Origin of the sequence: Streptomyces sp. NPDC017202, from assembly GCF_044331705.1 — a bacterium.
GTDB lineage: Bacteria > Actinomycetota > Actinomycetes > Streptomycetales > Streptomycetaceae > Streptomyces.
Genome location: NZ_JBIRNP010000002.1, coordinates 332,168 through 344,811 on the forward strand (window position 1 = coordinate 332,168; position 12,644 = coordinate 344,811).

Here is a 12,644-nt window from a genome sequence, read left to right on the forward strand (position 1 = left end):
CGCGGACGCCGGGTTCCCCCCTCGGTACGCTTGCGCCCATGTATGGATACGGCCAGCCCATGGACGGTGGCGCCGCGCAGCAGCAGTACGCCCAGCCGCAGCAGCCCGGCGGATACGGTCAGCAGCCGCCTCTGTACCCCGAGCCGTCCCCGCCCTCGCTCGCGGACGCGGTGCGGGCCTTCACCACCGGGCAGCTGGCCGCCGAGGACTTCCAGCAGGTCTTCGCCACCTCGAAGGTCTACTGCCCGCGCGGCGACAACCCCGGGTTCCTCGCCCTGCACAACACTCAGCAGCCGGTGATCCCGATGTTCACCACGCTCAAGGAGCTGCGCCGGTACGCGGGCAAGGAGTCGAAGTACTTCGTCATCACCGGTGCCGAGGTGCTGGACCTGCTGCCCACCGGCTACGGCTTCGTCCTCGACATGGAGGGCGAGCACCGGATGGTCTTCGACGCGAAGGCCGTCGAGCAGATGGTCGACTTCGCGATGCGCCGGATGTACGGCTGAACGCACGGCTGACGGCTCACCGTCCGGCCGGAGGCGGGGGTGCTCCCGCGCCCCGGTGACGGATGCCGGCCGCCCAGATGACACGGGCCCGGAGGGAATCTCCTCCGGGCTCTCGTCGTTCTGGGTGGCAGAAAGTTCAACGCTCAACTAAACTGGGGCGTACGCCGCCCAAGGAGGTACGGACATGCCCGCAGTGACCGTCGAGAACCCGCTGACCCTGCCCCGTGTGACCGCGCAGGCCGACGCCGTGGCGCGTCCCGTGCTCACCGTCACCACCGCGCCCAGCGGTTTCGAGGGCGAGGGCTTCCCGGTGCGCCGGGCCTTCGCGGGGATCAACTACCGTCACCTCGACCCGTTCATCATGATGGACCAGATGGGTGAGGTGGAGTACGCGCCCGGAGAGCCGAAGGGCACCCCGTGGCACCCCCACCGCGGCTTCGAGACCGTCACCTACATCATCGACGGGATCTTCGACCACCAGGACAGCCAGGGCGGCGGCGGCACCATCACCAACGGCGACACCCAGTGGATGACGGCCGGTTCCGGCCTGCTCCACATCGAGGCGCCGCCGGAGTCCCTGGTGATGTCCGGCGGGCTCTTCCACGGCCTCCAGCTGTGGGTGAACCTCCCGGCCAAGGACAAGATGATGGCCCCGCGCTACCAGGACATCCGCGGCGGCAGCGTCCAGCTGCTCACCTCCCCCGACGGCGGTGCCCTGCTGCGTGTCATCGCCGGTGAGCTGGACGGCCACGCCGGGCCCGGCATCACCCACACCCCGATCACCATGGTCCACGCGACGCTGGCGCCGGGTGCGGAGATCACCCTGCCCTGGCGCGAGGACTTCAACGGCCTCGCCTACGTCATGGCCGGCCGGGGCTCGGTCGGCGCGGAGCGCCGCCCGGTCCACCTCGGGCAGACGGCCGTCTTCGGCGCCGGCTCCTCGCTGACCGTCCGCGCGGACGAGAAGCAGGACTCCCACACCCCGGACCTGGAGGTCGTCCTCCTCGGCGGGCAGCCGATCCGCGAGCCGATGGCCCACTACGGCCCGTTCGTCATGAACACCCGCGACGAACTCCAGCAGGCGTTCGAGGACTTCCAGAAGGGCCGCCTGGGCACCGTCCCGGCGGTGCACGGAATGTCGGAGAGCGGCCCGCAGGCCTGAAACTCCGGCTAAGGTACGGCACGGCCCGAAGCCGCAACGTGGATTTGCGACTTCGGGCCTTGCCATGCGGTCCGGCTACGGCAGCTCGTACACGGGTACCCCGTCCGGGGAGCATCCCGTCTGCCGTACGCATCCGCGCTTGAGCAGCAACCGCAGGCAGTCCTGGACGCGGTCCTGGGTCAGGCCCGTACGCAGGGCGATCTGCTCCACGCTGTAACAGGCCGCGCCGTGCACCAGGGCCGGCGCCAGGTAGGCGGCGACGGAGTGGACGTCGTCGGTGACGACCAGGTTCTTCGCCTTCCACCTGGCGAGGAGCTGCTGGGGGGTCGGCTTCGGTGCCGGGGAGGTGTCGGGACGGTCGACGGGGTTGCGGAGAACCTCGGCGATGTCCCGCAACGCGTCGGCCATCACGTTCTGGCTGTCGGTGAGCCGGCGGAGCAGATCGTTTCGTTCCTCCTGGAACGCCAGCAGCATCTCGTCCGCCCGGATGTTGCGTTCTTCGAGTCGCACGATCGCGTCGGCGACCTGCTGGGGCATGACGTACGCGGTACCGCCGGTGGGAGCGGGCTGCACGGCGGCCGGTTCCAGGGAGTAGGAGCCGTCGCGCTGTACGGTCGCGATGACCTCGCACACCCAGGTCTTGAAGGGCTCGCACTCGGGTTTGGTGCAGCCGTTGACGAGCGCGATGAGACCGTTGAGGTTCACCATCTTCATGGACTTCTTGAGCCCGTGACCTGCAATCTTGCTCGAGGTGTCTACTCCATAGACGCTTCGAGCAAGATCGTTGAGGGTGGTTTGCCGATCTCGTGCAACATGCCAGTCGAGCGCCTGCCGCGTGTTCACGTACCCCAGTTCCGTGGCCAGGTCCGCCGCCACGAACCAGTGCTCCCCGTCCGGCGTCGTCAGCCTCCGTACCCGCGCTCCCGTCGCCGCGAACACGAAGTCGTTGACGTCGATCGCGTCCTGTTGTGCCGTCGCCTCGGTGGACGGCATGTCGTTCTGCTCGTACATCGAGCATCACCTCCGTCTCGGACGGTAGGGAGAGGAAGGTGTAACCGGTCTACGGAATGGGTATCTTCACTCCTTTGTGTACTGACGCATCGATCCTGCCGAGCGGCACGACCGCATGACGAGGCGTCACTCACCCGTCCGGTCCGTCCGCGCAGGACAGCCCGCGGAGCGCGTGGTCGGCTGGACGGGTGCTGTCGTCGCTTCCCGTCCCCGTCCGCCGTCTCGCCGCCTGGTGTGTGGTGATCCTGCTGGTCTCGGGGGTCGTGTACGTCGGGATCCGGCTGTGCGCGGAGTTCCGCACGGCGGTCGTGCCGGTGCTGCTCGCGTTGCTGGGGACGGCGTTGCTGGGGCCGTTCCACCGGCGGCTGGTCAGGGCGGGGGTCAACCGCTCCGTGGCCGCGGGGGTCACGTGCCTGGCGGTTCTGGCCGTGGTGGGAGGGGCCGTGTACATCGTCGTCGCCGCGCTCGTGGACAGCGGGGACCAGATCGTCGCCTCGCTGAAGGACGCGGCGCGGGGGATCGCCGAGCACTTCGGGGCCGCCGGGACCTCGCTCGACGACATGGCCTCCAACGCCCGCGAGCTGGCGACGAAGTTCGGCGGGACGGCCGCCTCCGGGGTGATCAGCGGGGTGAGCGTGGTGGGCGAGAGCCTCGCCATGGCCGTACTGGCGCTGCTGCTCGTCTTCTTCTTCCTGCGGGACTCCGACCGGGTCGTGTCCACGCTGCGGGCCGCCGCCCCGGAGGGCACCGCCGAGGGCCTGGAGGCGATGGCGCGGCGGGCCTTCCATGCCGTCGAGGGGTTCATGCGGGGGACCTCGCTCATCGCGTTCATCGACGCCGTGTGCATCACCGTCGGGCTGCTGGTCCTCGACGTGCCCGGTGCGGTCGGGCTGGGGGCGCTCGTCTTCGTCGGTGCGTACGTCCCCTATCTGGGCGCGTTCGTCTCGGGGGCCGTCGCCGTGCTGGTCGCGCTCGCCGACCGGGGGTTCGTCATCGCGCTGTGGGCGCTCGGGGTGGTGCTCGCCGTGCAGGTGCTGGAGGGGCACGTGCTGCAGCCGGTGATCCAGAGCCGGACCGTGCAGATGCACCCGGCGGTGGTGATGCTCGCGATCACCGCGGGGGCGTCGGTCGCCGGGATCCTCGGCATGCTGCTCGCCGTGCCGCTGACGGCGGCGGCGTTCGGGGTGCTGTACGAGCTGCGGCAGCGTTACGCCGTCCCCGGTTCCCCGGGGACCTCACCGGGCGGTCCCGCGGCGCCGTCGTCGCCGGACTCGCCGTCCGCACCGCCCGCCACCGGCTCGTAGAGCTCGAACCAGATGGTCTTGCCCTCGCCGCGCGGGGACACCCCCCACGCGTCGGCGAGCAGTTCGGTCAGGACCAGGCCGCGGCCGGACGAGGCCAGCTCACCGGGCCGGCGCTTGTGGGGCAGGGAGTCGCTGGTGTCGGTGACCTCGATCCGCATCCGGCGTCCGCCGGGGTCGCCGGCCACCTCCGCCATCAGCAGCGCGTCGTCGTCGGTGTGCACGAGGACGTTCGTCAGCAGCTCGGAGACGAGCAGGACGGCCGAGTCGACCTGGTCGTCGCTGGGCCAGTCGTGCAGCAGGTCGCGCAGCTGCCCGCGGGCCTCGGAGATCCGCTCGGGTTCGGCCTGGGCGATCGTCAGCATGGAGCGCCGCAGGGCCGGGCGGGCCGGTGCGGCGGCGCTCGGACCGCCGCAGCCCCCGCCGCCCCGGCGGCAGACGAGCAGGAGGGCGATGTCGTCCTCGCGGCGGTCGGCCAGCGGACCGGTGGTGTGGTGCGACGACGGCCCGTGCACCGCCTGCACCAGCGCGTCCGCCAGTTCCTCCAGGTCGCCCTCGTGCGTCTCCAGGGTCCTCCGGACGCGTCGCCAGCCGGTGTCGAGGTCGTGCCCGCCGGTCTCCAGCAGCCCGTCGGTGCACAGCATGAGCGCCTCGCCGGGCTCCAGGCCGAGACGGCTGACGGGGTAGTCGGCGTCCGGGTCGATGCCGAGGGGCAGCCCACCGGCCGTGGCGCGGACCATGACGGTGCCGTCGGCCATCCGGATCGCCGGGTCCAGGTGCCCGGCGCGGGCGGTGGTCAGGACGCCGGTGACGGGGTCGACCTCGACGTAGAGGCAGGTCGCGAAGCGCAGGTCGGAGCCGGTGTCGGCGTCGTCGGTGCGGGTGAGGCCGTAGAGGAAGCGGGAGGCGCGGGAGAGGACGGCGTCGGGGCCGTGGCCCTCGGCCGCGTAGGCCCGCAGGGCGATGCGGAGCTGGCCCATGAGGCTCGCCGCCCGCACGTCGTGGCCCTGCACGTCCCCGATGATCAGCGCGAACCGTTTGCTGGGCAGCGGGATCAGGTCGTACCAGTCGCCGCCGACCTGGAGGCCGCCGCCGGTCGGTATGTAGCGGGCGGCGAGGGTCATGCCGGGGATCTCGGTGCCGAGGCTGGGCAGCATGGAGCGCTGCAGCCCGTCCGTCAGCTCCCGCTGGGTCTCGGCGGCCCCGGCCCGGGTGAGGGCCTGGGCGAGCATGCGGGCCACGGTGGTGAGCACGGACCGCTCGTCGGGGGTGAACGCGACGGGGTAGGCGAAGGCGGCCATCCAGGCGCCCATGGTGCGACCGGCCACCGTCAGCGGCAGGTACGCCCAGGAATGGCGGCCGAACTGCTCGGCGAGGGGCCAGGTGAGGGGGTAGCGGGACTTGTACTGCTCGGGCGAGGAGACGTAGACGGCCTTGCCGGTGCGGACGACCTCCGCCGCCGGGTAGTCCGTCTGGAGCGACATCTGGGTGAAGGGGGCCTGATCGCCGTCCCGTTGTCCGTGGTGCCCGATGATCGTCAGGCGGTCGCCCTCCACGCCGAACACGGCGAGCCCATCCGGCGAGAAGCCCGGCATCGACAGACCGGCCGCGACCCGCAGCACCTCTTGGGTGGACCGGGCCTCCGCCAGTGCCCGGCCCGCGTCCAGCAGGAACGCCTCGCGGGAGCGCCGCCAGTCACCGGTGACCGCGCTGCGGCCCGCCGGGGTGCCCGGCGAGGGCTCGGTGACCTCCTGGAGGGTGCCGATCAGCTCGTACGCCTTCTTGGCCGGGTCGAAGGAGGGCTTGGAGCGGCTGCGGACGACCCGGACGATCCGCCCGCGCTCGTCCATGATCCGGATGCGGACCTCGGCGAGGGTGCCCTCGGCGACGGCCAGCTGGACCACGCCGGTGATCTCGTTCCAGTCGACGGGGTGCAGCCGGGCCCTGGCCTGGGCCTCCGTGAGGACGGTGCCCTCGGCGGGCAGCCCGAGCAGCCGGGCCGCCTCGGCATCGACCGTGACCAGCCCCGTGGCGGTGTCCCAGTGCCACAGGCCGGTCGCGAGGGAAACCAGGACCTCCCCCACGGCGGGCAGAGGCTCGCCAGTGTGCATTGCCCCACTTTAAGAACATGCGATCGATGATTGCCACCGATCGCCGGGCCCGTAATGGTGGGAGCCGATCATGGGGCGCCCGGTACCCTGGGGGTTGTTTCACGTGAAACATGCCCCCGATCCGCGAAGACTGGATGAACGACGATGCATCGGTACAGGTCCCACACCTGCGGCGAGCTCCGCGCCTCTGACGTCGGCACCGACGTCCGGCTGAGCGGCTGGCTGCACAATCGGCGCGACCTGGGCGGCATCCTCTTCATCGATCTGCGCGATCACTACGGCATCACGCAGCTCGTCGCCCGACCGGGCACGCCCGCGTACGAGACCCTCGACAAGCTGACCAAGGAGTCGACGGTCCGCATCGACGGCAAGGTCGTCTCCCGCGGCGCCGAGAACGTCAACGCGGACCTGCCCACCGGTGAGGTCGAGGTCGAGGTCGGTGAGGTCGAGCTGCTCGGCGCGGCCCAGCCGCTGCCCTTCACGATCAACGCCGAGGACGGGGTCAACGAGGAGCGGCGCCTGGAGTACCGCTTCCTCGACCTGCGCCGCGAGCGCATGCACCGCAACATCATGCTGCGTACGGCCGTCATCTCGGCGATCCGTCACAAGATGACGGCGCTGGGCTTCAACGAGATGGCGACGCCGATCCTGTCCGCGACCTCGCCCGAGGGCGCCCGTGACTTCGTCGTCCCCTCCCGTCTGAACCCGGGCAAGTTCTACGCCCTGCCGCAGGCCCCGCAGCAGTTCAAGCAGCTGCTGATGATCTCCGGCTTCGACCGGTACTTCCAGATCGCGCCCTGCTTCCGGGACGAGGACGCCCGTGCGGACCGTTCGCCGGGCGAGTTCTACCAGCTCGACGTGGAGATGTCCTTCGTCGAGCAGGAGGACGTCTTCCAGCCGATCGAGAAGCTCATGACGGAACTGTTCGAGGAGTTCGGCAACGGCCGGCACGTGACGTCCCCGTTCCCGCGCATCCCGTTCCGGGAGGCGATGCTGAAGTACGGCTCGGACAAGCCGGACCTGCGGGCCCGGCTGGAGCTGGTGGACATCACCGACATCTTCGAGGGCTCCGAGTTCAAGGCCTTCGCCGGCAAGCACGTGCGCGCCCTGCCGGTGCCGGACGTCGCGGCGCAGCCCCGCAAGTTCTTCGACCAGCTCGGCGACTACGCCGTCACGCTGGGCGCCAAGGGCCTGGCCTGGGTGCGCGTGACGGAGGACGGCTCGCTGACGGGCCCGATCGCGAAGTTCCTCACCGAGGACGACGTGGCCGAGCTGACCAAGCGGCTCTCCCTCGCCGCCGGGCACGCCGTGTTCTTCGGGGCGGGCGAGTTCGACGAGGTCTCCAAGATCATGGGCGCCGTGCGGGTCGAGGCCGCCAAGCGGGCCGGCCACTTCGAGGAGAACGTCTTCCGCTTCTGCTGGATCGTCGACTTCCCGATGTACGAGAAGGACGAGGACACCGGCGCGATCGACTTCTCGCACAACCCCTTCTCGATGCCGCAGGGCGGCCTGGAGGCCCTGGAGACCCAGGACCCGCTGGACATCCTGGGCTGGCAGTACGACATCGTCTGCAACGGCGTCGAGCTGTCCTCCGGCGCGATCCGCAACCACGAGCCGGAGATCATGCTCAAGGCCTTCGAGATCGCCGGCTACGACCGGGAGACCGTCGAGGAGAAGTTCGCCGGCATGCTGCGCGCCTTCCGCTTCGGCGCCCCGCCGCACGGCGGCATCGCCCCCGGTGTCGACCGCATCGTCATGCTGCTCGCGGACGAGCCGAACATCCGCGAGACGATCGCCTTCCCGCTCAACGGCAACGCCCAGGACCTGATGATGGGCGCGCCGACGGAGCTGGAGGAGGCCCGGCTGCGTGAGCTGCACCTGACGGTGCGCAAGCCGCAGCCGAAGTAGCCGGTGTGACGGAAGTGGGGGGGGGGCCGCGGGGGGGGGGGGGGGCGGGGGGGGGGTGGGCGCCCCGGCGGGGCCCCCCCCCCCCCCCGCCGGGGGGGGGGGCCCGGGGGGGGCCCCCCCCGCCGGGGGGGCCCCCCCCCACTTCCGCTTTTCCGGGGAGTGACGGCTGCCGCCCCTGGTGGCGGGCCGGCCTCTTGCGGAGACCTCACCGGCGCCCCACAGGAACCCCGGAGCCCGTCCACAGCGGGGCGGCGTCTCATGGGAGGCACGGGCGGGTGCGCGCGGTGAGGTGAGGGAGGAACGCAGGCATGGGGTTCATGGTCGTGTTGTCGGTGGCGCTGCTCGTAGGAGGGGTCGCCGCGGTCGCCGGGACGGCCGCCCGGCGCCGCTCGCGGCGGCCCCGTCCCCCGTCCGGACTGGACGCGGAGGCGGAGGCCAACCAGTGGCTCGTACGCCTCGGCGCGGGCCTGGGCCCGCCGGACGCGCGGGCCTGGGCGGGCGCCGGTGAGGACACGGCACGGGCACTGACCAGGGCGGCGGAGTGCCACCGCGAGGCACGGGCGCGACTGGCGGAGGCCCGCACGGCGGCGGAGTACGCGGAGGTGACGCGGACGGCGCGGCAGGGGCTGGACCATCTGCGCAGGGCGGGGGCGGGGCCGGCCGGGAAGACGGCGGCGACGGCGCCGGGCGTGACACCGGCGCCGGGACCGGGGCCGACGGCACCGGCGGCGGGCTGAACGCGAGCGCGGGACGGCTCGGACGGGTGGCTCGGACGGGTGGTTCCGGGGAGTGGCCCCGATGGGCGGCCTCGATGGGCGGCTCCGGAGGACGGTTTCGGCGGGCGGAGAAAAAACTTTCCGTCACGCGGCAACTCTTCACCGGGCGGCGACCACTGACAGGGCGTAACCCCGCTCCTCCCCCGTAAGGATCCACCGTGGCTGCTGTCTCCCACCGCCGGTCCCTCCGCTCGCGCCGTGCCCTGGTGCTCTCCGCCGCCGTCGTGGCCGCGGGTGTCGGCGCCGGTGTCGTCGTGATGAACGCCAACGCCGGGACCGTCGACCTGTACCACCAGACGCTCGCAGCCAAGGACGGCTGGGCGTCGTCCGGGACGGGCACCACCGGTGGTGCGAAGGCCGACGCCGCTCACACCTTCACCGTCTCCACCCGCGCCCAGCTTGTGAAGGCGCTCGGTTCCGCGACCGACACCACGCCCCGGATCATCAAGGTCAGCGGCACCATCGACGCCAACACCAATGACTCCGGCAAGAAGCTGACCTGCGCCGACTACGCGGCCGGCACCGGCTACTCGCTGTCGGCCTACCTCAAGGCCTACGACCCGGCCACCTACGGCCGCTCCAAGCTGCCCTCCGGCACCCAGGAGAGCGCCCGGGCCGCCGCCCAGAAGAAGCAGGCCCTCAACGTCACCTTCAAGGTGCCGGCCAACACCACCATCGTCGGGGTGCCGGGCACCGGGGCCGGCATCACGGGCGGCATGCTCCAGGTGCAGAACGTGGACAACGTCATCGTCCGCAACCTGGCCTTCGCCGCCACCGAGGACTGCTTCCCGCAGTGGGACCCGACCGACGGCGACGACGGCAACTGGAACTCCAACTACGACTCGGTGACCCTGCGCGGGGCGACCCACGTGTGGGCGGACCACAACACGTTCACCGACGGGCCGCACTTCGACAGCGCCAACCCGAAGTACTTCGGCCGCGAGTACCAGATCCACGACGGCTCCCTCGACATCACCAAGGGCTCCGACCTGGTGACCGTCTCGCACAACCAGTTCACCAACCACGACAAGACGATGCTGATCGGCAGCAGCGACACCGACAGCGTCGGCAAGCTGCGCGTCTCCATCCACCACAACGTGTGGAAGGGCATCGTCCAGCGCGCCCCGCTGGCCCGCATCGGCCAGATCCACATCTACAACAACTACTACGACGTCACGACCCTCAACGGCTACGCGCCGCAGTACAGCATCAACTCCCGCGCCAAGGCCCAGGTCGTCGCCGAGAACAACTACTGGAAGCTCCCGTCCGGCGCGAAGGCCGCCAAGCTCCTCAGCGGCGACGGCACCGGCTCGGTCAAGGGCTCCGGCAACCTGGTCAACGGCACGGTGACCGACCTCGTCGCCGCCTACAACGCCGCCTCCTCCAAGGACCTGAAGACCACGGTCAACTGGACCCCGACCCTCACGACGGGCCTGGAGACCTCGGCGGCCGGCCTGCCGACGTCGCTGGCCACGACGACGGGGGCGGGCGTGCTCAAGTAGCACCCGAGACACGCGAGGGCCGGGAGACCACGAGCCCCCGGCCCTCGCGTACCCATGCGGCGGACAGCGGACAGCGGACAGCGGACAGCGGACAGCGGACAGCGGACAGCGGTTCACGCGGGTCGTTCGCCGGTCTTCCCGGCCTCGGTGTGTCAGCCGCCCTGGGCCGACGCCTTCTTCGCCAGGTCCGCTTCCTTCCACAGGGCGGCGTCGGTGTCGACACCGTCGAGGAGGGCGTCGGTGAGGTCGGCGTCGATGAGGACCGTATCGGTGACGGTCGCGGCAGGCAGGCCCTGAGCCACCCCCTGCCCGAGATCGGCGTGTACCAGGTTCACCCCTCTCAGGTCCGCGTTCGTCAGGTCGGCGGCCGTCAGATCGGCGTCGGTGAACTGTGCGAACGAGCCTTCGTAATTCCCGTGGACGCTGACGAGTTTCGCCTGTGTCAGGTCTGCGTCGTGGAGTATCGCGCCGTCCAGCCAGGCACCGGTCATGTCCGTTTCCAGGAAGTCGGCGTCCTCGAAATCTCCGTTGCTCAGGTAGGCGTCGTTCATACGGGCGTTGTCGAACCAGGCGAGTTCGAAGCGGGCGCCCTGGAGGTCGGCCCGGGTGAGGTCGGCGCCCCTCAGGTCCGCGTTGTCGAACGTCCCGTAGAAGGTGGCGCCCACCAGGAAGGTGTCGCGCAGATCGATCTTCGGTTCGCCCTCCAGGTCCTCCGCGCGTCCCCCCAGTACCTCGAGGGCGGCCTGGACGTCGTCGGGAGCACGTGTCTTGTCGTTCTTGCGCAGGCGTTCCGCCGCCGCCGCGCCGGGCATCTTCGCGTGGTCCCTGATGTAGGTGCTCAATACGCTGACGATCGCCGGCTGTTCGCTGCGCGACTCCCGCATGATGCGTTGCAGCGCGTAGATGCTGCTGACCCTCACGTTGATGGAATCGTCCCCCAGGTTGGCGACTGTCTCGTTGTACGTGGACGCCACCTGGCCGCGTTCGGAGAGGCCGAGGTTCTGGTTGGCCTGGCTGATGGTCATCGCGGTGAAGATGAGGGCCAGCAGGGCCGGTACCACCGGCATCGCGGTGGCCACCCACATGTAACGCTGCCAGCGGCCCGCGTCGGCCGAGGGCGCGGTCGCCGGGGCAGCAGCTGCCGGAGCCGGTCCCGGAGCCGGGCCGGGCGCGGTGGTGAGCTGGGCGGGGTCGAGCAGGACGAACCACCGGGAGGTGTGCAGCCGGTCCTGGAGGGTGGCCAGCAGACCGACGAGGGCGGGCAGGGCCGTGGCCCCGTCGCGCAGGTACCGGCCCGTCGCCTCCCTCAGGGTCTCCGTCACGCGCGCGGTGTGCGCCTCCAGCTCGGCGCGCCGGTCCTGCGCGAGAGGAAGGCTCTTCCGGGCGAAGTCACTCAGGGCGGCGGCGAGTACGGCCATGCGCTCGTCGAGCACGGTCGCCTCCGGCGGCGCCGGCCGCAGGGCGTCGCGGCAGGCCGTCAGCACGTCCAGGCAGGCGAGGAAGGGTGGTTCCTGTCGCGCCCAGAGGGCGAAACTCCGTGAAGCCGCCCGCCGTATGCGCCATGCGGCGACGAGGGACGCGGGCGCGAGCCCGAACAGCAGTCCCGACTCCGTGCCGTACCACCACGGCCTCACGTCCGGGTCGCACCCGCTCAGCACGGACCAGGAGGAGCAGGTCTCGCTGTTCGGGATGTACCAGCCGTCCGTGCCGAAGATCTTGCCCAGGTAGGCGTAGGGGCCGTTGATCTCGGCGAAGGGGCCTGCCATGACGTACTCGACCACGAGGAGCCACGTCCCGAGCAGGACGGCGCCCGCGAGCAGCGTGAACGGGACGGCTAGACACCACATCCGGCGGCCGGCCGCCAGCACACGCGCCGAGCGGTCCGCCTCCACCAGGCGCCGCAGCAGTTCGTCGGCCGGGACCGGACTCACCACGCCCTGGTGCCGACGCAGTGCCAGCGCGGCTCGCAGCCGTCGGCGGAGGTCCTCCGTCCGTGGCCGGACGGCACGGCGCGGCACGAAGGCGACACGGCGGCCGGCATGCCGGTGCGGATCACCGAAGGCGGCCGCCCGCGCGGCCACCCACCAGCCCGCCATGAGCAACGGGTACGACACCGCCGCACCCAGGCACACGCGTATCCAGTCCCCCCAGGACGTGAAATCCACTGCGCTGGCCCCCCGCCGTCCCCGCTGTCCCCGCCACGAACCGGCCCCCGCCGGTCGCCCGTGGAGTATGCCCGCGGTGGACCGCGCGAGTCCCCGGAATTTCGAAGCGGGCCGCGCGGGCCGCGCGGGCCGACCCGGCCGGGTACGGCCAGGGTTCCCTTCACGGGCCCGCCCGGCGTGCACCGGGCAGGCTCTCCGCCAC

9 protein-coding genes are annotated in these 12,644 nt (G+C 71.2%); 6 read left to right on the forward strand and 3 right to left on the reverse strand.

What is annotated here, in order from left to right; all coding sequences use genetic code 11:
- Positions 1-38 precede the first annotated feature (38 nt).
- On the forward strand, positions 39-506 hold the full coding sequence (locus tag ACH4N1_RS05730) for an SseB family protein (RefSeq protein ID WP_363087637.1): 468 nt from the start codon (positions 39-41) through the stop codon (positions 504-506).
- Between the two features lie 184 nt (positions 507-690).
- Complete coding sequence (locus ACH4N1_RS05735) at positions 691-1,668, forward strand: pirin family protein (RefSeq protein ID WP_398094729.1); 978 nt, start codon at positions 691-693, stop codon at positions 1,666-1,668.
- Between the two features lie 75 nt (positions 1,669-1,743).
- Here ACH4N1_RS05735 and ACH4N1_RS05740 read toward each other — a convergent pair whose 3' ends face one another.
- A complete protein-coding gene (locus tag ACH4N1_RS05740; protein WP_398094730.1) occupies positions 1,744-2,679 on the reverse strand; it encodes a Bro-N domain-containing protein in 936 nt (311 codons plus the stop codon).
- A 191-nt stretch (positions 2,680-2,870) separates the two neighbouring features.
- On the opposite strand from ACH4N1_RS05740, the gene ACH4N1_RS05745 reads away from it, so the two are divergent.
- The gene (locus tag ACH4N1_RS05745) at positions 2,871-3,983 is read left to right on the forward strand and encodes an AI-2E family transporter (protein ID WP_398095254.1); all 1,113 of its coding nucleotides are present in this window, start codon (positions 2,871-2,873) and stop codon (positions 3,981-3,983) included.
- Here ACH4N1_RS05745 and ACH4N1_RS05750 read toward each other — a convergent pair.
- Positions 3,887-6,091, reverse strand: a complete 2,205-nt coding sequence (locus ACH4N1_RS05750; protein WP_398094732.1) for a SpoIIE family protein phosphatase — start codon at positions 6,089-6,091, stop codon at positions 3,887-3,889. The two genes, ACH4N1_RS05745 and ACH4N1_RS05750, sit on opposite strands and share 97 nt — an antisense overlap.
- Before the next feature lie 144 nt (positions 6,092-6,235).
- Between ACH4N1_RS05750 and aspS the strand changes: the two genes are divergently transcribed.
- From aspS to ACH4N1_RS05765, 3 genes are all read left to right on the forward strand, one after another.
- Positions 6,236-7,999 (forward strand): aspartate--tRNA ligase, encoded by a 1,764-nt coding sequence (gene aspS / locus ACH4N1_RS05755; protein WP_398094733.1) that lies wholly within the window; start codon positions 6,236-6,238, stop codon positions 7,997-7,999.
- Between the two features lie 308 nt (positions 8,000-8,307).
- Positions 8,308-8,736 (forward strand): hypothetical protein, encoded by a 429-nt coding sequence (locus ACH4N1_RS05760; RefSeq protein WP_398094734.1) that lies wholly within the window; start codon positions 8,308-8,310, stop codon positions 8,734-8,736.
- A 197-nt stretch (positions 8,737-8,933) separates the two neighbouring features.
- The gene (locus tag ACH4N1_RS05765) at positions 8,934-10,277 is read left to right on the forward strand and encodes a polysaccharide lyase family 1 protein (RefSeq protein ID WP_398094735.1); all 1,344 of its coding nucleotides are present in this window, start codon (positions 8,934-8,936) and stop codon (positions 10,275-10,277) included.
- A gap of 152 nt (positions 10,278-10,429) precedes the next feature.
- Here the strand turns inward: ACH4N1_RS05765 and ACH4N1_RS05770 are convergent, their stop codons facing one another.
- Complete coding sequence (locus ACH4N1_RS05770; RefSeq protein ID WP_398094737.1) at positions 10,430-12,391, reverse strand: pentapeptide repeat-containing protein; 1,962 nt, start codon at positions 12,389-12,391, stop codon at positions 10,430-10,432.
- Positions 12,392-12,644: the final 253 nt, after the last annotated feature.

What these genes read in the sequence shown, in the direction of transcription:
- ACH4N1_RS05740 (WP_398094730.1), bottom strand. Translation starts at nt 2,679, where the DNA reads ATGTACGAGCAGAACGACATGCCGTCCACCGAGGCGACGGCACAACAG.
- aspS (WP_398094733.1), top strand. Translation starts at nt 6,236, where the DNA reads ATGCATCGGTACAGGTCCCACACCTGCGGCGAGCTCCGCGCCTCTGAC.
- ACH4N1_RS05760 (WP_398094734.1), top strand. Translation starts at nt 8,308, where the DNA reads ATGGGGTTCATGGTCGTGTTGTCGGTGGCGCTGCTCGTAGGAGGGGTC.
- ACH4N1_RS05730 (WP_363087637.1), top strand. Translation starts at nt 39, where the DNA reads ATGTATGGATACGGCCAGCCCATGGACGGTGGCGCCGCGCAGCAGCAG.
- ACH4N1_RS05750 (WP_398094732.1), bottom strand. Translation starts at nt 6,091, where the DNA reads ATGCACACTGGCGAGCCTCTGCCCGCCGTGGGGGAGGTCCTGGTTTCC.
- ACH4N1_RS05735 (WP_398094729.1), top strand. Translation starts at nt 691, where the DNA reads ATGCCCGCAGTGACCGTCGAGAACCCGCTGACCCTGCCCCGTGTGACC.